This is a genomic window from Cryobacterium sp. TMT2-17-1 (assembly GCF_004402765.1).
GTDB classification, from domain to species: Bacteria; Actinomycetota; Actinomycetes; order Actinomycetales; family Microbacteriaceae; genus Cryobacterium; species Cryobacterium sandaracinum.
Genome location: NZ_SOGC01000046.1, coordinates 60,166 through 81,121, shown reverse-complemented (window position 1 = coordinate 81,121; position 20,956 = coordinate 60,166). Strand labels below are relative to the sequence as shown.

The following is a 20,956-nucleotide window of genomic DNA, read 5'->3' as shown; positions in this document are numbered from 1 at the left end:
ATCGACCACACCCTGCTCACGCCCGAGGCCACCGCCGCAGAGTTGACGGCCCTCATCGCCGAGGCGATCGAGCTCAGCACCTACTCCGTCTGCGTATCACCGTCGATGCTGCCGCTCTTGATCCCCGCCGGCGCCGACCTCAAGGTCACGGTCGTCTGCGGCTTCCCCAGCGGCAAGCACCACAGCTCCGTCAAGGCCGCCGAGGCCGCGCTCGCCATCGAGCAGGGCGCCGATGAGATCGACATGGTCATCGACATCGGTGCTGTCAAGCCCGGCCGGTTCGCCGACGTGCAGGCCGACATCGCGGCCGTGCGCGCGAGCACCCCCGCACCGAAGGTGCTCAAGGTCATCAGCGTGCGCAGCTTCGACGATGCCCGCGCTATGATCGCTGCGGGCGCGAGTCGCCTCGGCGTCTCCGGCAGCGCCGCACTGCTCAGCGGCAGCACGCACGCCGTCCCGACCGGCACCTACTGGGCGTCCGTGCCGGCCTCGCCGGACTCGATTGGGCGGACAGGTCTGCTCGCCTGGAACCGTCGCATCGTTCCGCGCGCGTTCGCACTGCATGCGCTCGACAAGGGGCCGACGTGGCCGCCGACAGGGTCGCCCACATTCAGCCTGATCCCCCGCCGAAAAGCACCCCTAGTTCGGGTTATGTTGCCTTACCGACAGTGACCCGTGGCCGGGCGCGACGACACATTTTGCGGCGTAGATCGGAACTCCGCCGTGCTCCGCTGTCTGGGTGAGGATGAGGACCGCCGCTGACGGCCCTATGTTCAGCAGTTTCGCTCGCGTGGGGCCAGCGTCGGTTGCGACGATCTGGCACACGCTGTTTGTGAAGACGTGGCCGTTTGCCTGCATGGATGCGAGGAGTGTCCGTGGTTCGGCGGCGATCTCCGAGAGTTCGGATGCGATTCGCGCGCTCACATCACTGAGGTAGCGCCCAGCGGGGAGATGCTCTTGAACAGTGGCAACGGGAACGCCATCCTGCAGCAAGACGCTCTCGCGGATCCAGGCGTTGGCAGCCGGGTCGAGCGAGAGCCGGTGGGACACGAAGTCTGTAACCCCTTCCAACTCGAAGCGCACCGGCTGGACAGTCAACGTCATGTTCGGGTCGGCTAAGGCGACCTCAAATGGCCGCAGCTGCTCCAGTCCTCCGTGCGGGATGAAGTCCGTTACGAATCGTCCAACTCCGCGACGGGTGACCAGTAACCCGTCTTCTTCGAGGAGCATCAGCGCCTCGCGTACGGGTGTGCGGCTGACGCCGAGCATTGCCGAGAGCTCTGTTTCCCTCGGCAGCATTTCGCCGAGCCGGAACACACCAGAGCGGATTCCATCTGCGAGCCGCGTGTAGACGGCGACTCGAATCGGCTGGCCGACGGTGAGGTAGAGCTGCTGGTGAAAGAACGGGTGCGGTTCCAAACGGGTCGTCACGAGACCTCCTTGTCACCCCGAACGTATCACATTTGATATGCTACCTGAGAGGTATAACTTCATACTATTCAGACGAAGGGGTCAACATGAGTTCAACCACCACGAGGGTCGGATCACCGTCAACGATGAAGGGTCTGCATCCCCCCACGAACAGCACGCCGCACATTGATCCGAAAGGGGTGGACATCGCCGAGACGATCCTCCTTCCGGGGGACCCGCTGCGAGCGAAATTCATCGCCGAGACCTACTTCGACGACATCCGGTGCTTCAACGAGGTTCGTAACATGTTGGGTTTTACGGGCATTTACCGGGGGCGTCCCGTGTCCGTAATGGGCACGGGTATGGGCATCCCCTCCATCTCGCTCTATAGCTATGAGCTGATCCACTTTTTCGGGGTCAAGAACCTGATCCGGGTGGGCACCTGCGGCGCCATGCAGAAGAACATGGAGCTCTACGACGTAGTTATCGCCCAGGGCGCGTCGACCGACTCCAACTACCTGCACCAGTTCAACCTGCCCGGTTCATGGGCGCCGCTGTCGTCGTACAGGCTGCTCGAGCACGCCAAACGGATCGCCGACGAGCGCGGTCAACGCACCCACGTGGGCAATGTGCTCTCGTCCGACCTGTTCTACGGCGCCGATCCGGACGCCATGGGGAAGTGGATGAAGATGGGCATCTTGGCCGCCGAGATGGAGTCGGCAGGTCTGTTCGCCAACGCCGCGGCCGGGGGCGTCGATGCGCTGGGCATCTTCACTGTTAGCGACCAGCTCGTCACCAACGCCAAGACCACCCCCGAGGAACGGCAGACCGCCTTCACAGGAATGATCGAGATCGCGCTGGAACTGATCTGATGAGCAACGCGACTCACGCCAAGCGTCCAACTCCGGTCTTCAACCCGACCCGGGCCGTCCCCATCCTGCTGTTCCTCTTCGTGTTTTCGCTGGTGCTGGACAATGGCTTCAAGTTCATGTCGCCGGCGCTGGCGCTGGATCTCAACCTGCCCGTCAACACTGTCAGCCTGCAAGCCACGCTGACCGGCATCCTGATCGGTATCGGTGCCGTGGTGTACGCCGCGCTGGCCGACTCGATCAGTATCCGGAAACTCATCATTTTCGCGATCCTCGTGATGACGATCGGGTCGATCGTCGGCTTCATCTTCCAGGCCAACTTCTGGCTGGTCCTAATCGGCCGGCTGATCCAGACCGCCGGTCTGGCGGCCGCCGAGACCCTTTACGTGATCTACGTCACCAAGCACTTCAGGGGCGACGAGCAGAAGAAGTACCTGGGCTTCAGCACCGCAGCCTTCCAACTGTCGCTACTGATCGGCACCGTCGGCAGCGGCTTCATCGCCACCTACATCGGCTGGGCGGCCTTCTTCCTGGTCACGTTGCTTTCCCTGCTGACCATCCCGCTCGTGCTCCGCACGGTTGCTGCGGAGGAAACGAACGACAGCCACGTGGACGTGCTCGGGCTTTTCCTGATCGCGGTGTTCGCCACCGGCATCATCCTGTTCATGCAGAACTTCAACCCCTGGTACCTGGTGCCAGTCGTCGCGGGGCTGATCCTGTTCATCTGGCACATCCGAACCAACGACAACGCCGTGATCACCATCGCGTTCTTCGCCAACGCTCAATACTCGCTGATGATCATCGTGGTATTCGTCATCTACTCGGTCCAGCTCGGCTACACCTTCCTCTTCCCTTTCCTGGTATCCGACATCTACGGCTACAACCTGGGTGAGGTCTCCCTGCTGCTGATCCCCGGCTACATCGCCGCAGTGATAGTCGGCTCGGCCACCGGCAAAATCGCCCGGTTCCTCACATCCAAGCAGGCCATCACCACGGCGTTGATCGTGATCACCGCCTCGATGCTGATCCCGGCTCTGGTGGTGGACAAGTGGATCGGGATCTTCGTGATCTCGATGGTCTTGTTCGGCATGGGCTTCGCGTTGATGTACGGCCCCCTCGTATCGACCGCCATTGGGCGGGTGCCGGTCGAGAAATCCGGTATCGCCATCGGCTTCTACAACCTCACCATCAACATGGCAGTGCCGATCGGCATCGCCTACACCGCAACCCTGATGGACCTGAAGCCCAACCTGCTCGGGGGCATCGCCGGCACCGACTCGGCGGCCTCTTACGGAACGGTGTTACTGATTCTCGCGGCGGTCGCCGCCCTCGGCCTGGTGCTCTACCGCGTCTTCGTCGTGGTCCTGGAGCGCCGAGGCGAACCCGAACCCGCACCCGTCACCAACTAAGGACACACCATGATTTCGACCCCCACCGTCCCCCTCAGCGCCGCCATGGTCGCCCAGCACATCGATCACACCCTCCTGAAGCCCGAGGCCACGGCAGCAGACGTGACCGCACTCATCGCGGAGGCCGTCAGGCTCGGCACCTACTCGATCTGTGTGTCCCCGTCGATGCTGCCGCTCAGCATCCCCGCCGGCACCGACCTCAAGGTCGCGGTCGTCTGCGGTTTCCCCAGCGGCAAGCACCACTCCGCCATCAAGGCCGCCGAGGCCGCCCTCGCCATCGAGCAAGGAGCCGACGAGATCGACACGGTCATCGACATCGGTGCCGTCAAGGCCGGCCGTTTTGAAGACGTGCAGGCTGACATCGCGGCCGTGCGCGCGAGCGTTCCGGCACCGAAGGTACTCAAGGTGATCATCGAATCCGCTGCGCTGACCGATGCCGAGATCGTCGGCGCGTGCCAGGCATCCGTCGCCGCGGGAGCCGACTTCGTCAAGACCTCCACTGGTTTCCACCCCGCCGGCGGAGCGACCGTGCACGCGGTGCGCCTGATGAAGCAGACCGTGGGCGACCGAGCCGAAGTCAAGGCCTCGGGCGGGGTACGCAGCTTCGACGATGCCCTGGCCATGATCGAAGCCGGCGCGACCCGGCTTGGTGTCTCGGGCAGCGCGGCACTGCTCTCCGGTGCGTCTTCGGCCGAAGGCGCCGGGGGCTACTGACCTTCGGCTGGGCGCGCACATTCCATCTTGTGTGAGCCCGGCGCGCATGTTCTTACCGGCCGGCCGAGACGTCGATCAGTACCTTCCCGACAACCCCGTTCTCGACCAGGGCATGGGCATCCGCCGTGTGCGCGAGGTCGGTGCGGTGCAGCGGCAACCCTGCCTCCTCCCCCACGCTCAGCGCGCCATCAACGAGGGCCGCGGTGATGTCCTCGGCCGCCGCCCGAATCACGTCGGCGCCCACCGTGTAGAGCAGCACGAACTGGTAGCGCACGTTGAGGCTGAAGTGCTGGCGCACGTCGAGCGTCACCTGGTCGCCACCGTTGTTGGCATAGACCGCGATCGACCCCCGATTACGGATGACGGCCAGGTCCAGCCGCGCATTCTGGGCCGGCGCGACCTCCACGATCAGGTCCACCCCCTCCGGCGCGATCGCCCGGATCTGGGCGACGACATCCGGGTCGGTGTAGGTGAGCACGTGCTGCGCGCCGGCCGCCGTGGCGAGCGCCGCCTTCGCCGGACCGCTCACGGTCGTGACAACGGATGCCCCCGCCCACCGGGCCAGCTGGATCGCCGCGTGCCCGACCGCACCAGCTCCGCCGGCCACGAGCACCACCTTGCCGGCGAGGGCACCCGGGTGCAGCCGGTGCGGCCCGTCTTCGGCCACCGTCAGCGCCCGGTACGCCGTGATCGCCGGCACTCCGAGGCTCGCGCCTTGGTCGAAGCTCGCATTCGGCGGCAGCGGGAAAACACGCTCCGCGGGTAGCACGGCGTGCTCCTGGGCCGTGCCACTGCTCGCGCGCTGGTACGCCGCAAGGGCCAGCCACACCCGGTCGCCCACGCTGACGTGCTGCACGCCGGCGCCGACCGCCTCCACGATGCCGGCACCGTCCTGGCCGGGCACGACGTCGTCGAACGCCAGCGCCTGGCCCGGTGCCGAGCCGCGGCGCGACTTCCAGTCGGTGGGATTCACGCCGCTGACCACGATCCGGACCTGTACCTCGTCGGCTCCGGGTTCGGTCACCGGCCGATCGACGAGCTGAAGCACGGACGGGTCACCGGTCTGGCTGTACACAATGGACTTCATGTCAGGGGTAACGCTGGTGGGGGTGGAATGTTTCCTCTGTTATTTCCGATAGCTGATGCCAGTCGCACAAGGCGCTTCCGAAGTGCCGAACCCAGCCCGTCCTGACTGATCTCAGGAGATATTGACGTACCCCGAGCATGTCGGCCAAAGGTCACTTGTCACATGCGATCCCATCACCGTCACGGTCGAGGCCGTAAACATCAGTACCGACGATACGGAGCGGTCCATCTACGTACGCCGGGCCGTCGCCGCTGCCGCCCTCACAGTCGACGTCGCTGGAATTCGGTACACATACGTCCGCGTAGTTCGAATTGCAGGGGTCAATCGGATCAGGAGCTGGCGGGGCCGGCTGGCGTGACCCGACAGAGGTCACTTCAGATATCGGCTGCAGCGTGACCTCTTCACGTCTGACCTCTCGGGATACTTCCACGCCGTCGACGGATTTGACGAGATAGGTTGTGGTTGTCTCACCGTTAGCACCCGCAGTTGTGATGGCCGAAGCACCCACATCGATGTTGGGATCTTCAACCGAAGTGACCTCAAATGGAATGGCTGCTACCAGCTGAACTTCCGACTCGGTCTTGACCGGAGTGGGAGTTGGGCTTGGCTTCACGACTTCGTCAACTTGGACCGAACCCGAAGCCGACTTGGCCACGCTGGCACTGTCGGGCGTTTGCGGGCGCGTCACAGCATTAACCCCGGTCCCTACCAGCATCACCAGGAGTCCCGCTCCCAGCATGACTGCCCCGGCTGATCTGGAGCGAACCCGAAAGGACTTTGCGGAGCCAGTTACAGCCGCGTAGATCCCGACAATGGCAGCGACGAGGCCGATCAGCGCGATGATCGACCAGAACGCTCCTCCGATAATGGCCACCACACAGAAAAGAGCCAGGATCGCGATTCCGCTCCACCGCCAACGGAGGGCGATTTTTCCGTTCGGCTCCCGCAAACGATCAACGAGTGGGCCGAATGTGCCTTTGAGGCTCATCGCGTCGCCTCGAGTTCGGGACCGTCAACGTTGCTCAGAACAGATGAATCGATGGCAGAGACGAGCACATTGACCCCCAAGGTCAGTAGACACGACAGTAGGTCCCACGTTATCGCGCCGGTCCACCTCAAGTCGCGCCCCACTTAGGGGCGAAATTTAGGCCCTCGCCCAGCACTGTTCCAACGGGAACGAGGCTAGCGAAAGCAGTTAAGCCACTTGAGCCGAAGCCGCAAAGTACTCGTAGAGGCTCGACTCGATTGGGCTCGCCAGGCCAAGCGTCATGGAAACCACATCATGTCCGCTCTCTCCGGACATTTTTGTCTGGCGAGCATCCTGCGATCTTGCTCTGCCTAGATAGTAGAAGTCAGTTCCCTCTGCATCGTCTTTCTTGGCGAATACGTGAAGCGGGAGACGATTCTCTACAATCGCTTTCACCTCGCCACTCGCGAGCGTTCTCCTGCTTCGGGTGTACCACGTCAGGGTTGACGAGTTGAGGAACTCATCTTCGTACTTCGTGCTCTCGGACACGTCTGACCCCTTGTGGTACGTCACAAAAATGGGGCAACTGTTCGAGAAATAGTCGACCTTATATCCGTAGATGGTGCTCTGCTGATTGGACTGCCAATTGAGTAAACGGCAGACATCTTTACGAGAGTAGCGTTGACCGATTTCAAGCTGTCCGCTCCACTTGTATCGGTGGCGCGCAAGATACAGTCCCGCGTCAACGACATCGCGAACGTGCATTTGGAAGAGTGGGCCTGCACCCCATGCCTCAACAAATTTCTCGCTGAGGTGGTAGGCCCCATCATGAAGATAGACGATCGGGGCGGCACCGAACTTCGTGGCTTCGGCTTCGGTAAAGAAAGTTAAACTTAATACGGCCAGGACGGAATCGAGAGTCGCCTGATCGCTGGCCAGCTCGCTCCCCCCAAGCTCAGTTTGATAGTCCTCAACCGTCACTCCGCCAGAACGTGACAGCAGCTGGTCGAGAAGCAGCAGCTCATGGGGCCGCTTTCCGTTGAGTAGTTCTCCGGAGAGGAAAGTCAGGACCGCGTCTTCGAAGGCGTCGGCCGAGACATCTGTTGCCCCGACCTTATTGAGAAATCTCCAGTAGTTTTTCTGCTTGGTCGCAATGACCGTCGGGTCGACGGTATCAAAGCGGGCAAAGTCCGTGAGTAGCGGTGAGCGACCCAGTCGGTTCTTGAGATCGACAAAGGATTTCTTGAGGTTTGACATGCTGTCAAGAGTTGTCGTCGCGAGGGAAGCAAAGATCTTCTCTCTCGAAATCGCATCAAAATTAACGCTCGAGAGGCCAGCTATTGCGCCAGCTTCTTGTGCATCGATGATCTTCTTGCGGATCGCATCCTTGTTGAGGGTGCTGTCACCGAAAAGCGCGATAGGAATCAAGTAGTTGTTGTCATAGTTGCCAATGAAGTCAATCACCACGAGGTGGTCCTTGCCGGCAGCCTTGCGCAGCCCTCGACCCAACTGCTGCGTGAAAACGATGCTCGACAACGTTTGCCGGAGCATGACCACCTGGTTGACCGAGGGGATGTCAATGCCCTCGTTGAAGATGTCGACAGTCGCGATGTAGTCAAGTTCACCGCGTTCCAGCATCTGCACAGCCAGCTCCCGCTCCTCAACCGAGTGTTTCCCACTCAAGGCACGAGTTCGAAGTCGTTGCCCGTGGACATCGCGCTGGTTGAGAATTCCAGAGAGTTCGGCCGCTTCGGCATTCTTACTGCAGAAGATCAACCCTTTGACCGGCACACCAGCGTGGCCATACTTCTCGATGGACGTGATCAGATGGTCAACTCGCTCAGGCGCGACCAACCGGCTGAGGTCCGCTACCTGGTCGATGACTTCGCCGTTCGACTTTATGTAGTCCGTGACGCCGTAGTAGTGGAATGGCGCCAACATGTCGGCCTCGAGCGCTTTCTGCAAGCGGATTTCGTACGGCACGTTGAAGTCGAACAGCTCAAACACGTTGAACTCGTCCGTACGTTCTGGAGTTGCCGTCATCCCGAGAAGAAAATCCGGCTCGAGGTGATCGATAAGTGTGCGGTAGCTAGCAGCGCCAGCGCGGTGGACTTCGTCGATCAGCACGTAGTCAAAGGTGTCAGGCTTAATTGCGAGAAGATTCTCTGGCCGAGAAAGCGATTGAATTGATGCGAACACATAGCGCCGATCGAGCTCTTTCTTCGATCCGACGAACTTGCCGAAGTCGCTGTCCGGGGCATTGAGCACGCGCTGAAACTCATCAATCGCCCGGTCCAGAATCTGCTCACGGTGCACGACGAACAACATACGTTTGGGCGCGTAGGCACGAACGTCGAGCGCGGAAAGGATTGTTTTTCCTGTCCCGGTCGCCGAAATGACGACTGCACGGCTCTCCCCTGCGTCCCGCAAAGCCTGAATCTCAGCGAGCGCTTCTACCTGCATTGAGTTTGGGAGGATCACTCCTCCCGGCAGCGCATCACCGAGCGATTCAGTCCCTGGCGCTCCTCGAAGAGGGTTGTTAGGCTGCGGAGTCCACGTCAGTGCGTACTCATCGATCCATCTCCGCGTCAAGGCGGTCGAAGCATCCATATGCGCCTGGACTGCGCAATTCAGCTGCTCCACGATGTCCCCATCGGGCAGAGCCGAGAAGCGCAGATTCCATTCCTGGTTTCTCAGCAGCGCCGAGGCTGTCAAGTTGGAGCTGCCTACGATCGCTGTGGTGCTCGACTCCTGCTCGAATATGTAACCTTTCGCGTGGAACCCAGCGGCGGAGTCTGGATACACGTAGACATCGACGCCATCGAGGTTGAGGAGTTCACGGAACGCGGCAGGCGAGTTGAAGCCGAGATAAGTAGAGGTGATGATTGTGCCCGTTCCTCGGTAGTCGAGGAGTGCCTGTTTGAGCAGGGCGATCGCGCTCGGCGCGATGAACGCGACGGAAAACACGAAATTGCACGATCGTTTCAGCTCATCAAGGATCGCCTTGAGCATCGTCTGGCCATTGGAATTCGACACAAGAGCGGGATGGAAGACCTGGTCGGATTTGACGTGTGAATCTAAGAATCCAAAAGCGTTGTCGAGCGTTAGTTGACTGCGAGTCTCACTCAAACCAAGAAGTCCTTCATGACTCGCTCGACCGCAGGAATGTCGGCGGGGGCCCACTCGAGCTCATCGAGTTCGGCGGCTTGCACCCAGCGAAGCTCCGAGTGCTCTGTCAGGCGAGGTTCCTTACCGATGAGCGAGCAGTAGTACGTCGTTAGGACGACGATACCGAAGTCGTACTCGTGCTCGGTGGTTTCGATATGTTCGCCAATTTCTGCAGAGCAGAGTAACTCTTCTTCGAGTTCGCGGAGTAACGCTTGCTTCGGTGACTCGTTCGACTCAATCTTGCCTCCGGGGAACTCCCACATACCGGGCAACGACATTGTCGAACTCCGCTGTGCCGCAAGGATTGTCTGCCCTCTGGTGAGGACGGCGGCGACGACTTCGATTCTTTTCTTCAAGTGCTTACTCCGTTACTTGGCCGTCGATGCGTATTGCCAGCTTAGCCAGCGGCGGTGAGCCGCTCGTGTCAGGTTGGTGAGGCCAGTAGCTCCGAGCAAGACCGCCATTTCGCCTCCTACAAGTGCCCCGCATGGCAAACTGTTGGCTCCTCAGCGATCACGGCCGGGTGCGGATCGCGCTCGGTGATCAGGAACGACGCAGCAGGGAGCTCAACCCTGCTTCGCTCACAACGGGGATGCCATAGTCGCGAGCCTTGCGCGCCTTGCCCGACAAGGAGTCGGGGTCGGCCGCGACGACCAGACGGGACTTCTTCGTTACGCCGGCTCCGGGCATATACCCGTGCTGCGTGAGTTCGGCGTGCCAATCGGCACGCGGCCGCAGCAGCTCCCCGGTGAGAACGACGATGTCGCCCACGGTCAGCGCGAAGCGCTCCGGCGACGCGACAGCCACCTTCACGGTTCCGGCAACCGGCGGCGCCACCATCGCAGTCGCAACCGCCGCGGCCGGAAGCCCCAGCAGCTGCGCCACGGTGACGAGGTCAGTGATTTCGGCCTCGGTGAGAACCATGTCAGCCCAGGCGAGTTGCACGAGGTCGTCGAAGTAACGTTCGTGCAGGGCCTCACAGGTGGCGCGGCCGATGCCGAGGTCTTCGGCGAGTTGCACGAGCGCCTGCGCCTCGTGCGTTGACAGCTCGCGGTCGAGCAGGGCGAGGTCCAGGAGGGCGAGGTAGTCCAACTGCTCCGCCGGCCCGGCGAACTCGGGAAGCTTCACCGTGATCCGGTCGAGCCATGATGCGGCCTTGACCGGTCCGGCGGGGGCAACATCGTCGCGGGACACCCACTCCGACGCCTCTCCGTGGAAGGGCGGCCAAGGCAACGCGGCGGCGTCGGATACGCTGCGAGCCCAGCCCGGGGCATCCGGAGCCTCGGCGATGTAGGCGCCCAGTAGTTTGGCGGTCGCTACGGCATCGGCCAGGGCGCGGTGCGCGTCGACGAGGGGGATGTCGTACGCGGCACAACAGTCGGAGAGCTTTCGACCGGAGCCGGGGAGGAACTCGCGCGCCAGCTGCATGGTGCAGAGCGCCTCGAGCCCCAGCTCAGCTTCATAGTCGAGCCGATCCAGCTCCGCGAGCAGGAATCCGGTGTCAAACCGCGCATTGTGCGCTACCAGCACTCGCCCTGAGATGAGCTCAATGAGCTGGGGTGCGATCTGCTCGAAGGTCGGCGCCTGCATGACATCGGCCGCGCGGATGCGGTGGATGTCCTGCCTGCCGAGGTCGCGGCCGGGGTTGATCAGCGTGTCCCATCGGCCGGTGATACGGCCCTGTTCATCCACGTGAACGACGGCAACCTCGATGACCCGATGACTCGACTTTGCGAACAGCCCGGTCGTTTCGAAGTCGATGACCGCATACCCCTTGCCGCTGCCGGCCGACACTTCGCTCTCATCCCGGTGTGCCGGACGGCGGTGCAGACTGGTCATAGGACGCCTCCCATCAGGATGCTGACGATGGCTGCTGACATTGGAGGCCCCGCCACAAGCAGCGCAGCCACGGATGCCACGAAGCCGAACGCTCTCCACTGCGTGCGCCGCGTTCGCGCCGCGAGAACCTCGGCATCGAGCGCGTTAAAGCGAGCCAGCACGTTCTCCGTGGGAGGGAACAGCGGGGCCGGCCACGTCGCCGGATCGTCGATGACCGCGGCGAGCTCCGCCAGGTCACCGGCGTTCAGCACCACGGGACGCTTCACGAGCCAGCGTCGCAGGCCAGCGGCGGATGTGACTTTCACCTGTTCCGGCTTCACCTTGACGGTCAGCGACTTGGGGTTGACCAGCGCGAGCACGGGCTGCGCGGCCGGGAGCAGCGGCATCTGTTCTCTCAGCAGTTTCGTGACCCGGCCGGCTTCGTATTCGGCGTTGCGGATATAGGGCTGCTTCTGGCCGGACACCATCAGGCCCCGCCCGGCCACCCAGACGGTCTTGCCCGCGTGGTGCTTCGTGTTGATGGTGAAGATGCCGCCTGGTCCGATGACGATGTGGTCGATGTCCGCGCCCTTTTTGCCGATCGGAAGGGCGTGGAAGGACGACCACTCCAGGGGCAGAGTCGCGAGGATCTGGCCGACCACGATTTCGCCTTTGGCACCCAGATACCAGCTGACGCTGTCGCTGCGCAACGGAGAGTTGCCGCAGAACCGCGCGAACGTGCTGCGCGGAGGCGTATCGGCGTGCTGCCGCAAAAGCTCCTCGATGACCGCCTGGGCCGCGAACTGCTGCCTCATTGTTGGCGCGTGAATATTCATGGTTCCCCGTTTCCCCNGGGGGGGGGGGGGGGGGGGGGGGGGGGGGGGGGGGGGGGGGGGGGGGGGGGGGGGGGGGGGGGGGGGGGGGGGGGGGGGGGGGGGGGGGGGGGGGGGGGGGGGGGGGGGGGGGGACTGGCACGATGCTCGTCACCGGCATCGACCCAATGAGGAGCACCGGATGGCTGAGCAGTCCCGCGAACGAGTCGGCGTCTATTTGGACTTCGACAACATTGTCATCTCGCGCTACAACCAGCTGCACGGCAAGAACCAGCTCGCCAAAGACAAGGCGCGCAATCACGTGTCGTCGAACCCCAAGGCGGACCCTGAGGTCACCGCGCGCATCCACCAGGCCATGATCGACGTGGGCGCCGTGCTGGATTATGCGTCGTCGTTCGGGTCAGTTGTGGTCAGTCGCGCCTACGCTGACTGGTCGGCGGCGGTCAACGCGAGGTACCAGCGCCAGCTCACCGACCGCGCTGTCGACCTGACGCAACTGTTCCCGACCGTCTCGTCGCTGAAGAACGGCGCAGATATCCGGTTGGCCATCGACGTCGTCGAGGACGTGTTGCGGCTCACCGACCTCACCCACGTCGTCATCGTCGCCGGGGATTCCGATTACGTCCCGCTCGCCCAGCGCTGCCGAAGGCTGGGTCGCTACGTCATCGGTATCGGCGTGTCCGGCTCGACGAGCAGTACTCTCGCGGCCGCCTGCGACGAGTTCGCCGACTACGACTCCCTGCCCGGTGTCACGAGTGCGGCAACGCTGATTTCTGTGCCGACCCCCTCGGCCCCGACCCCGCCAGCGACCCCGCCAGCGCCCCCGATCCCGCCGGCCAAGGAGGTTCCATCCAAGAAGACGGATGCCGTCGCATCCGTGGCTCCGCTTCCTCTCGTTTCGGCCGCGGTGCCCGCACCCACAACCGATGCCACGCCCACGCCCACTGCCCGGAAGGCGGCGACTCCGCTGCTCCTGCGAGCGATGGAGCTGCTGGCGAAAAACGATCAGGAGTGGCAACACGCATCGGCGCTGAAGCTCCAAATGAAACGAATGGATCCATCATTTCAGGAGCGGGCGCTCGGCTTCACCCAATTCTCCGATTTTCTGAAATCTCGGTCTTCGGTCGTTGAGGTCGAGCAGAAAAGTCCGGCGAGCCCGGTTCTGCTTCGCCTGCGAGCCTGAGCCGGAGCCGGGCGGTCTCTCACCAGCGTCGAGAGGGGTCGCCGGTGCCTCAGAAGACGAGCCCGTGCCGCTGCATCAGGGGCATGGTGGCCTCGAAGTCGACCTCGCCGCCGTATTCGGCCGCCAGCGGCGGAAGCGTTGCCGGATCGTACTCGCCCCCCGGTTCGGCCAGCTGGCGGAAGAGCTGTTCGATTCCGCCAGGCACGATCAGCTCGAGCACCCGCAGAGGCTCTTCGCCGGCATTCCAGAAGGTGTGCCAGCGACCCCTCGGCTTGAAGACCAGGTCGCCCGGCGAGGCAACGACTTCGTCGCCGTCCTCGAAGACTCCGAGCCGCCCGGCAAGCACAAGACTGTACTCGTCTTCCCGGCTGTGCCGGTGGATCGGTGCCGCGAGGGTGCGCGGCGCCAGCAGGTGTTCCACGACCGCGATTGCTCCACCCGAGTCAGCACTGTCAATGAGGTACCGGTCCAGAGCGCTGGCGTCTCCGGTCGACTCGATGTCGCGGGCAGTCTTCACACGGATGCCGGCCGACCCGGCTCGGTTCACGTTCATGATTCCTCCTCCTAGTGCGGGGACAGCGGGGTTGACGCGTACAGTGCGAACGCTAGGCCGCCCCCAGCTGATTGGATACCGGGATGGCGCCCCGGTTGAGGTCATTTACGACCCGTCACGGGCGCGCTCAGGTCAGCGCAAGCGTGCTCTTGCACCGCGGATACCTGCGGCATCCCAGGAACGGCCCGCGCTCGCCGGTGCGCTCAGCCATGAACGCAGGGCCGCACCACCCGAGGGTTAGGCTGCAACGTGTGAAATCAGCAGCCGTGCCCACCGCCACCGAACGGCTGCCGGAGCGCGCAGCCGTGATCGACCTCGACGCGATCAGACACAACGTTCGCCACCTCGTTGCGCTCGCCGCCCCAGCCCGGCTGATGGCGGTCGTCAAAGCGGACGCCTACGGTCACGGGGTTCTCCCCGTCGCTCGCGCGGCGCTCGAGGCGGGAGCGGAGTGGCTCGGCGTGGCACACATATCGGAGGCACTGGCACTGCGCGCTGCGGCCATCCCGGTGCCGGTACTGGCCTGGCTGAACACCACAGACAGCGACTTCGCCGCGGCAATCGCCGCGGACATTGATCTCGGATGCTCCGGCTGGGAGTTGCCGCTCATCGCCCTGGCCGCGCAGCAGCAGCAAAAAACCGCACGCATTCATCTCAAGATTGACACCGGTCTGGGCCGCAACGGCAGCACCCCCACGGAGTGGGCCGAGCTCGTGGCCCGCGCCCGACAGGCGGAAGCCAGCGGATCTGTGACCGTCGTGGGCATCTTCTCGCACCTCGCGGTGGCCGATGAACCCGACCGCGTCGAGACCGACGAACAGGTTGCGGCATTCACGACGGCCGTTGCAGTGGCGCAGGAGGCGGGGCTGAGCCCGATGGTGCGGCACCTCGCCAACAGCGCCGGCACGCTGTCCCGCCCCGACACGCACTTCGATCTGGTGCGGGCGGGGCTGGCCATCTACGGCCTGTCGCCGTTCGCCAACCAGACCTCGAACGACCTCGGATTGCGCCCGGCGATGACCCTGCGCACGCTCGTATCGGTGTGCAAAGACGTTCCCGCCGGACAGGGCGTCTCCTACGGGCTCGACTACCGCACCACGGCCCCGACGACGCTCGCCCTGATTCCATTGGGCTACGCCGACGGCATTCCGCGCATCGCCACGGGAGGCCCGGTGCGAGTCAACGGCGTGACCTATCCCGTGGTCGGGCGCATCGCCATGGACCAGATGGTCATCGACCTCGGTGAGGCCGCACTCGTGGCCTCCGGCTCGTCGGTGATCGGTGCCGAAGCGGTGCTGTTCGGCCCCGGCGACGACGACGCATCCGTTGACGAGTGGGCGGCGGCCGCCGGCACCATCAATTACGAAGTGGTCACCCGCATCAGTCCCCGCGTTCCCCGCGTCTACCGAAACGTCTGAGACCAATCCGGGCAGGCCCGTCAGAGGCGCGGACGGCCAGCCCAGCGGTCGGCCTTGAGGGCCAGGTGCAGCTCAAGGCGCGCCTGCCCGCCGAGCGGGTCGACGCCCAATGCGGAACGGATGCGTCCCAGCCGGTTGTAAATACTGGTTCGGTGCAAATGCAGGTGCTCTGCGACCTCGGCAACGGACCCGTTCTTGTCGTAGAGCATCTCGAGCACGGGCAGCAGTTCCCCGTTTCGGTCGAGTGCCCGGAGTTCGGAGAAGAGCGCTGACTCGGACGGCAACACGTCTCGACTTGCGACGGCCAGGAATTGGTAGACCCCGGTAGCGCGAAACGATACGAGCGTGCCGAGCTGGGTATCAACCCTGGCCGCTTGCACGGCGCTCCGCGCCTCGGAGTAGGCACCGGGCAGCCGTCGCAGGTCGGTGAAGGGCTCGCTCAGCCCGATCAGGGCGGGTGCAGCCACCTGCCCACCGCGGCGGGACACCTCGAACTCAAAGCGCATTCGAACCTCGGACAGGTCGAAGCCGTCAATCTCGTCGTGGAGCAGCAGAACGGCATGCGTTTCGGTGCCGGCCGAGAACAGCACGGTATTGATGCCAAGCGTGGCATACAGTGCGGCGAGACGGTGCAGCAGGCCGCTCTTGGCGGGGTCGCGCTGCGCGTTGTCACCGCGCTCGAGCAGCGCGGCGAGCCGCCAGGGTCCGCGCCCGTGCACACCAGGCCAACCGTCCACCGCCACGCCGGCATTGCGGTCCCCCAAGCACGCGGCGAGGAATTGGGCCTCGTCGGTGCGCCGCGCTTTAGAATCGGCGCTGGAACGGTTGAGCAGCATCTCTGCGAGGGCGTCCATCTCCGGGCGGATGAGCCGCAGCTCACGCAGAATCACATTGGGCGTTTGCTCGTCGTCGAGCTGGAGGACCCACAGATACCCCACCCGGAATCCACGTGCCAGCAGCGGCACGCACACGCGGCCCAACATTCCGAGGTCGGCGTTGGCCGGCACGGGAACCGGCTTCACTGCCGAGGCGATACCGTGGCTGAGCTGCCAGGCGCTGACATCGGGCGGAACAACCTTGCTCAGCAGAAAGTTCGTGCGCACTCGGTCGGCCGTGGGTTGATGCGCGCTATACGCGAGCAGCCCGCCGTCGAGGTCTTCAAGCGAGAGAGCCCGGTCAATTCGCGCGGCGATGTTGACCACTGCTTGGTCAATATCGGCCGTTTTCATAGATTCAATCTAACGGAGCAGCGTGGACGTCAGGAGACGATCGACGCACCTGGGCGCTACAGATGTCGAGCCGACTGCGGGGTGTCTGCACGATGAATCCGCCCCTGACCACCGGCCTCGGGAAAGACAAATACCTGTGTAAACGGCAATTTTCTGCCTTGTGCACCGCGCGACGGGGTTGCCCTCGGCCTCCGTTGTCCCCATGGCGGAGCCGGGGCGGCCTTTAAATCCGGGTTTATCATTTTAAAGCTGACCAAAGTCGATCAGCAGGCGTCTACAAGAAGCAGGAGTTCCCCATGATCATTGGCGTTCCAACCGAAGTCAAGAACAACGAGTTCCGCGTGGCCATCACCGCCGCCGGAGTGCACGAAGCCAAGATTCACGGCCACACCGTGCTGGTACAGGCCGGCGCGGGAATCGCCTCCGGCTTCGCTGACACCGACTACGAAGCCGCCGGTGCAACCATCGTCAAGACCGCCTTCGAGGTGTGGGCCAGCGCCGACATGATCCTCAAGGTGAAAGAGCCGATCGCGGCCGAGTACTCGTACTTTCGTGAGGGCTTGATCCTCTTCACCTACCTGCACCTCGCCGCCGAGCCCGCCCTCGCCAGCGCCCTGCTCGAGTCCGGCGTGACCGCGATCGCTTACGAGACCGTGCAGAAGGCTGACCGTTCACTGCCGCTGCTTGCCCCGATGAGCGAGGTTGCCGGACGCCTCGCCGTTCAGGTCGGCGCCGCGTCGATGACCCGACCGGGTGGTGGCCCGGGCATGCTGATGGGCGGGGTGCCCGGGGTGCGGGCCGCCAAGGTGACTGTGATCGGTGCCGGCGTCGCTGGCTCCAACGCCGCCGCCATGGCCATCGGGATGGGCGCTGACGTCACCATCCTGGACATCAACATCGACCGCCTGCGCGAACTCGACGCCCAGTACGCCGGACGTCTGAAGACCACCGCCTCGAACGCCTACGAGATCAACCGTTCCGTCACCGAGGCCGACCTCGTGATCGGCTCCGTGCTGATCCCCGGCGCCAAGGCCCCCAAGCTCGTCACCAACGAGCTCGTGTCGCGCATGAAGCGGGGCTCCGTGCTCGTGGACATCGCGGTCGACCAGGGCGGCTGCTTCGAGGGCACACACGCCACAACGCACGAGAACCCCACCTTCCCCGTGCACGGTTCGATCTTCTACTGCGTCGCCAACATGCCCGGCGCCGTCCCGCAGACGTCGACCCTCGCGCTGACGAACGTGACTCTGCCCTACGCTTTGTCGATTGCCGACCGTGGCGTGCGTGCAGCATTCGAGCGGGACGCCGCCCTTGCCGGTGGCCTGAACATCGCCGCCGGAAAGGTCGCGAACCGCTCGGTCAGCGTCGCCCTCGACCTTCCGCTCACGGATTGGACCGACCTCGTCTCAGAGGTCGAGCTCGCGCTGGTCTAGCAGCACTGGTCGCGGATGCCGGGTACGGCCTGATCGGTCGGCCCCGGCATCCGCGACCCACAATTTCTGCAGAGATCGGTGACCCCGACACTGTGCCCATTGCCTGGACTACAAGGAAGTATCTCCGATGTCGCAAGTGAAAACCAGCACGCATCCAGCGCCGAACGCGCAACCACACCTGGCACGATCGCTCTCGAACCGTCATATCCAGCTCATCGCCATCGGCGGTGCGATCGGAACGGGCCTGTTCATGGGCTCGGGGAAGACGATCTCCCTCGCGGGGCCGTCCGTGATCTTCGTCTATATGATCATCGGCTTCATGTTGTTCTTCGTCATGCGGGCCATGGGCGAGTTGCTGCTCTCCAACCTCGAATACAAGTCGTTCAGCGACTTCGCCGGCGACCTGCTCGGGCCGTGGGCCGCCTTCTTCACGAGCTGGACGTACTGGGTGTGCTGGATCGTCACCGCCATCGCCGAGCTGATCGCGATCGCGCTGTATACGAGCTTCTGGTGGCCCGATCTGCCGCTATGGATTCCGGCGCTCGTGGCGGTAACGATTCTGCTCGGCTTCAACCTCACGAGCGTCAAGGCGTTCGGCGAGACCGAGTTCTGGTTCGCGCTGATCAAAATCGTGGCAATTGTCACGCTTATCGTCGTGGGCCTCGTGATGGTGTTCACTCAGTTCCAGTCCCCCAACGGCACCCCGGCGAGTTTCACCAACCTGTGGAACGACGGCGGGATGTTCCCGACCGGCCCGATGGGGTTCATCGCCGGTTTCCAGCTCTCCGTGTTCGCGTTCCTCGGGGTCGAGCTCGTGGGCACCACGGCCGCCGAAGCGCAGCACCCGGAGAAGAACCTTCCCAAGGCAATCAACTCCATTCCCATTCGCATCATGCTGTTCTACGTTCTCGCCTTGATCATGATCATGACGGTCACGCCGTGGCGTGAGGTCCGCGCCGATGTGAGCCCGTTCGTGGCGATGTTCGCACTCGCAGGGCTCGGCGGGGCCGCGGCCGTGATCAACTTCGTCGTGCTCACGAGCGCGACATCCTCAGCGAACTCCGGTCTGTATTCAACATCCAGAATGCTTTTCGGGCTGTCGGTCGAGGGCACGGCATCGGGGCGGTTCCAACGTCTGACCCGCCACAAGGTGCCGGCCAACGCCCTGCTGTTCTCGTGCATGTTCCTGCTCATATCGGCTGTGCTGCTGTATTCGAGTTCATCGATCATGGCCGTGTTCACCGTGGTGACAACAATGGCGTCGGTGCTGTTCATCTTCGTGTGGACCATCATCGTGGTGAGCTACATCGTGTATCGCAAGCGCCGCCCGGCGCTGCACGCAGCATCCAAGTTCAAAATGCCCGGCGGCGTGTACATGAGTTATGTCCTGCTCGCGTTCTTCGTATTCCTGATCTGGGCGCTCACCCAGAAGACGGATACGCTGCAGGCGTTGGTCGTGACGCCGGTGTGGTTCATCGGGCTCGGCATCGCCTGGCTCATCATCCGCCGTCGCCCCGAAATGGCCGCTAATCAAGAACTTCACCGGGCGAGTGTCGAGGCCGATCGGGCTTTGGCGCTCACCTTCCGCGACTGAGGGTCGAGACGAGCCGGTCAGTCCGAGGCAGCGCGGTGCTCAGCCGGCGTCATAGGGGAGACATCTGCATGTACTGCAGCCTGTCCGCCTCCCGCCGGGCGTCCCGGAGGAGCCTCACCGTTCGCAGCACGAACCCGATCAGCGCCAGCACAGTGGAGACCGCGACCAAGTAAAGGGAAACCGTGACCATGAGGGCCGGCCTCTCCATTTCCACTCCGGGGTAGCCGGCTCCGAACTGCCACAGGGCGTATCCGGCACCGGCAAGCAGAACCACCAGGCCCAGGCTGCCCAGGAACAGCTTCGGGCCGTCGCCTCGCAGAAGCTGCACGATTCCGTCCAGGAGGAACGACGCCGCGAACGGCAGACACACCGTGCCCATCAGGATCCCGCAGTGCGCCACGACCAGCGCCCCCGTTGCGAGCAACACGTTATCCGAACTCACGCTTCAGTCCCCCAACTGATTGGCTTTACTGCAAAGTTCAAGCCTAGGTGGGGGCGCGCCGCGAAAGAGGGCTTTGGCCTGCTTTTTTGTCCCCAGTGGGGGTGTCCCGGCAGTGAATATGGATGCCTGCGCCAGGTCTGGAACAGACTCCACACCGATTCGGAGGCTCCTGATTCGCCCTGCCGAAGCCGTGAGGGGTCACAAATCGACCTTCAATCGACTCAGGAAGGTCGATTTGCGACCCCTCACAGCCGTCTTCAGCCACCGTGGCGGTTGGCGCTATCGAAAGTCGGTGACTTTGGGCCGCCGCTAACGTCATGGAGATGCGGCGAACACCTCGTCAAGCGTGACCAATTCGTTCCCGCCGAAGTATTTTTGTACGTCGGCGGGACATTCCACGGCAGCGATAGAAGGGGGCATATAGACACCAACCCGGTCGCCCACGAACTCGACCTCGATGCTGACGCAGACCAACACGTTGGCAACCCTCGAATTGAATCCACTTCCGGTGGAGCTTTGCCCCGATGCGGCGTAGCTAACCAGCACCTTCGGGTAGGACATTGATCGATCGACTACCGCTCCGAACGCCGCTCCGCGAGCCCAACCGGGTGTCTGTTCATCTGTGTCTTCGCGGATTGTGGCGAACGCCGGCTTGGGCCAGACGTCTCCTGTGGACACCGCATCCAAGTAGCTGTCGAGGTTGTGGCCAATGGCGCTTTCGATGGCTAGGGCGGAGACCTTCTCTATGCTGATCCTGGCCTCAAACATTGCCTCCTCTCGTATATTCGGACGCGAACCTGAGCACGCCGAAAGAGGGAGGATCAGGCAC

General features: G+C 63.4%; 18 protein-coding genes and 1 pseudogene. 8 read left to right on the top strand and 11 right to left on the bottom strand.

Going from position 1 to position 20,956, the window contains the following annotated elements:
- Positions 1-441: pseudogene (locus E3O47_RS13620) on the top strand (2-deoxyribose-5-phosphate aldolase); the annotation flags it as partial.
- 198 nt (positions 442-639) lie between these two features.
- Here E3O47_RS13620 and E3O47_RS13615 read toward each other — a convergent pair.
- The gene (locus E3O47_RS13615) at positions 640-1,431 is read right to left on the bottom strand and encodes a GntR family transcriptional regulator (protein WP_104099167.1); all 792 of its coding nucleotides are present in this window, start codon (positions 1,429-1,431) and stop codon (positions 640-642) included.
- 86 nt (positions 1,432-1,517) lie between these two features.
- Here E3O47_RS13615 and deoD point away from each other — a divergent pair, with 86 nt between their 5' ends.
- From deoD to deoC, 3 genes are read left to right on the top strand one after another with little or no spacing between them, the layout of a single operon-like run.
- Positions 1,518-2,282 (top strand): purine-nucleoside phosphorylase, encoded by a 765-nt coding sequence (gene deoD / locus E3O47_RS13610; protein WP_241986213.1) that lies wholly within the window; start codon positions 1,518-1,520, stop codon positions 2,280-2,282.
- On the top strand, positions 2,282-3,688 hold the full coding sequence (locus E3O47_RS13605; protein ID WP_134374073.1) for an MFS transporter: 1,407 nt from the start codon (positions 2,282-2,284) through the stop codon (positions 3,686-3,688). Before deoD ends, E3O47_RS13605 begins: the two co-directional genes overlap by 1 nt.
- Before the next feature lie 9 nt (positions 3,689-3,697).
- A complete protein-coding gene (gene deoC, locus E3O47_RS13600; protein ID WP_134420894.1) occupies positions 3,698-4,402 on the top strand; it encodes a deoxyribose-phosphate aldolase in 705 nt (234 codons plus the stop codon).
- Between the two features lie 52 nt (positions 4,403-4,454).
- Here deoC and E3O47_RS13595 read toward each other — a convergent pair whose 3' ends face one another.
- The 6 genes from E3O47_RS13595 to E3O47_RS13570 all read right to left on the bottom strand — a co-directional run bounded on the left by E3O47_RS13595 (position 4,455) and on the right by E3O47_RS13570 (position 12,257).
- Entirely contained in the window at positions 4,455-5,489 is a 1,035-nt protein-coding gene (locus E3O47_RS13595) for an NADPH:quinone reductase (protein ID WP_134420892.1), read from the bottom strand.
- 151 nt (positions 5,490-5,640) lie between these two features.
- Complete coding sequence (locus tag E3O47_RS13590) at positions 5,641-6,477, bottom strand: G5 domain-containing protein (RefSeq protein ID WP_241981787.1); 837 nt, start codon at positions 6,475-6,477, stop codon at positions 5,641-5,643.
- Between the two features lie 207 nt (positions 6,478-6,684).
- Positions 6,685-9,585 (bottom strand): DEAD/DEAH box helicase, encoded by a 2,901-nt coding sequence (locus E3O47_RS13585; protein ID WP_134420890.1) that lies wholly within the window; start codon positions 9,583-9,585, stop codon positions 6,685-6,687.
- Positions 9,582-9,980: a (deoxy)nucleoside triphosphate pyrophosphohydrolase gene (locus E3O47_RS13580; protein WP_134420888.1), complete on the bottom strand. Its 399-nt coding sequence runs from the start codon at positions 9,978-9,980 to the stop codon at positions 9,582-9,584. The genes E3O47_RS13585 and E3O47_RS13580 overlap by 4 nt, the downstream gene beginning before the upstream one ends.
- Before the next feature lie 187 nt (positions 9,981-10,167).
- The gene (locus E3O47_RS13575; protein ID WP_134420886.1) at positions 10,168-11,463 is read right to left on the bottom strand and encodes an exonuclease domain-containing protein; all 1,296 of its coding nucleotides are present in this window, start codon (positions 11,461-11,463) and stop codon (positions 10,168-10,170) included.
- Positions 11,460-12,257: a nuclease-related domain-containing protein gene (locus E3O47_RS13570; RefSeq protein ID WP_198418037.1), complete on the bottom strand. Its 798-nt coding sequence runs from the start codon at positions 12,255-12,257 to the stop codon at positions 11,460-11,462. The genes E3O47_RS13575 and E3O47_RS13570 overlap by 4 nt, the downstream gene beginning before the upstream one ends.
- Before the next feature lie 199 nt (positions 12,258-12,456).
- On the opposite strand from E3O47_RS13570, the gene E3O47_RS13565 reads away from it, so the two are divergent.
- Positions 12,457-13,458, top strand: coding sequence for an NYN domain-containing protein (locus E3O47_RS13565; RefSeq protein ID WP_134420882.1), 1,002 nt, complete (start codon positions 12,457-12,459; stop codon positions 13,456-13,458).
- Between the two features lie 49 nt (positions 13,459-13,507).
- On the opposite strand, the gene E3O47_RS13560 is transcribed toward E3O47_RS13565, so the two are convergent.
- Positions 13,508-14,011 carry a cupin domain-containing protein gene (locus tag E3O47_RS13560; protein WP_134420880.1) on the bottom strand — a complete coding sequence of 168 codons (504 nt, stop codon included), beginning with the start codon at positions 14,009-14,011 and terminating at the stop codon, positions 13,508-13,510.
- A 251-nt stretch (positions 14,012-14,262) separates the two neighbouring features.
- Between E3O47_RS13560 and alr the strand changes: the two genes are divergently transcribed.
- Complete coding sequence (gene alr / locus E3O47_RS13550) at positions 14,263-15,429, top strand: alanine racemase (RefSeq protein WP_241986212.1); 1,167 nt, start codon at positions 14,263-14,265, stop codon at positions 15,427-15,429.
- Positions 15,430-15,449: 20 nt separating this feature from the next.
- Here alr and E3O47_RS13545 read toward each other — a convergent pair whose 3' ends face one another.
- Positions 15,450-16,658, bottom strand: a complete 1,209-nt coding sequence (locus E3O47_RS13545; protein ID WP_134420874.1) for a PucR family transcriptional regulator — start codon at positions 16,656-16,658, stop codon at positions 15,450-15,452.
- A gap of 296 nt (positions 16,659-16,954) precedes the next feature.
- Here E3O47_RS13545 and ald point away from each other — a divergent pair, with 296 nt between their 5' ends.
- Complete coding sequence (ald, locus tag E3O47_RS13540) at positions 16,955-18,091, top strand: alanine dehydrogenase (protein WP_134420872.1); 1,137 nt, start codon at positions 16,955-16,957, stop codon at positions 18,089-18,091.
- Between the two features lie 127 nt (positions 18,092-18,218).
- Positions 18,219-19,685 carry a D-serine/D-alanine/glycine transporter gene (cycA, locus tag E3O47_RS13535; protein WP_134393754.1) on the top strand — a complete coding sequence of 489 codons (1,467 nt, stop codon included), beginning with the start codon at positions 18,219-18,221 and terminating at the stop codon, positions 19,683-19,685.
- Between the two features lie 49 nt (positions 19,686-19,734).
- Here cycA and E3O47_RS13530 read toward each other — a convergent pair whose 3' ends face one another.
- The gene (locus E3O47_RS13530) at positions 19,735-20,127 is read right to left on the bottom strand and encodes a hypothetical protein (protein WP_134342788.1); all 393 of its coding nucleotides are present in this window, start codon (positions 20,125-20,127) and stop codon (positions 19,735-19,737) included.
- 315 nt (positions 20,128-20,442) lie between these two features.
- Complete coding sequence (locus tag E3O47_RS13525; protein ID WP_134420870.1) at positions 20,443-20,895, bottom strand: hypothetical protein; 453 nt, start codon at positions 20,893-20,895, stop codon at positions 20,443-20,445.
- Between the last annotated feature and the right edge of the window lie 61 nt (positions 20,896-20,956).

What these genes read in the sequence shown, in the direction of transcription:
- deoD (WP_241986213.1), top strand. Translation starts at nt 1,518, where the DNA reads ATGAGTTCAACCACCACGAGGGTCGGATCACCGTCAACGATGAAGGGT.
- E3O47_RS13605 (WP_134374073.1), top strand. Translation starts at nt 2,282, where the DNA reads ATGAGCAACGCGACTCACGCCAAGCGTCCAACTCCGGTCTTCAACCCG.
- deoC (WP_134420894.1), top strand. Translation starts at nt 3,698, where the DNA reads ATGATTTCGACCCCCACCGTCCCCCTCAGCGCCGCCATGGTCGCCCAG.
- E3O47_RS13595 (WP_134420892.1), bottom strand. Translation starts at nt 5,489, where the DNA reads ATGAAGTCCATTGTGTACAGCCAGACCGGTGACCCGTCCGTGCTTCAG.
- E3O47_RS13590 (WP_241981787.1), bottom strand. Translation starts at nt 6,477, where the DNA reads ATGAGCCTCAAAGGCACATTCGGCCCACTCGTTGATCGTTTGCGGGAG.
- E3O47_RS13575 (WP_134420886.1), bottom strand. Translation starts at nt 11,463, where the DNA reads ATGACCAGTCTGCACCGCCGTCCGGCACACCGGGATGAGAGCGAAGTG.
- E3O47_RS13570 (WP_198418037.1), bottom strand. Translation starts at nt 12,257, where the DNA reads ATGAGGCAGCAGTTCGCGGCCCAGGCGGTCATCGAGGAGCTTTTGCGG.
- E3O47_RS13565 (WP_134420882.1), top strand. Translation starts at nt 12,457, where the DNA reads ATGGCTGAGCAGTCCCGCGAACGAGTCGGCGTCTATTTGGACTTCGAC.
- E3O47_RS13560 (WP_134420880.1), bottom strand. Translation starts at nt 14,011, where the DNA reads ATGAACGTGAACCGAGCCGGGTCGGCCGGCATCCGTGTGAAGACTGCC.
- E3O47_RS13545 (WP_134420874.1), bottom strand. Translation starts at nt 16,658, where the DNA reads ATGAAAACGGCCGATATTGACCAAGCAGTGGTCAACATCGCCGCGCGA.
- ald (WP_134420872.1), top strand. Translation starts at nt 16,955, where the DNA reads ATGATCATTGGCGTTCCAACCGAAGTCAAGAACAACGAGTTCCGCGTG.
- cycA (WP_134393754.1), top strand. Translation starts at nt 18,219, where the DNA reads ATGTCGCAAGTGAAAACCAGCACGCATCCAGCGCCGAACGCGCAACCA.
- E3O47_RS13525 (WP_134420870.1), bottom strand. Translation starts at nt 20,895, where the DNA reads ATGTTTGAGGCCAGGATCAGCATAGAGAAGGTCTCCGCCCTAGCCATC.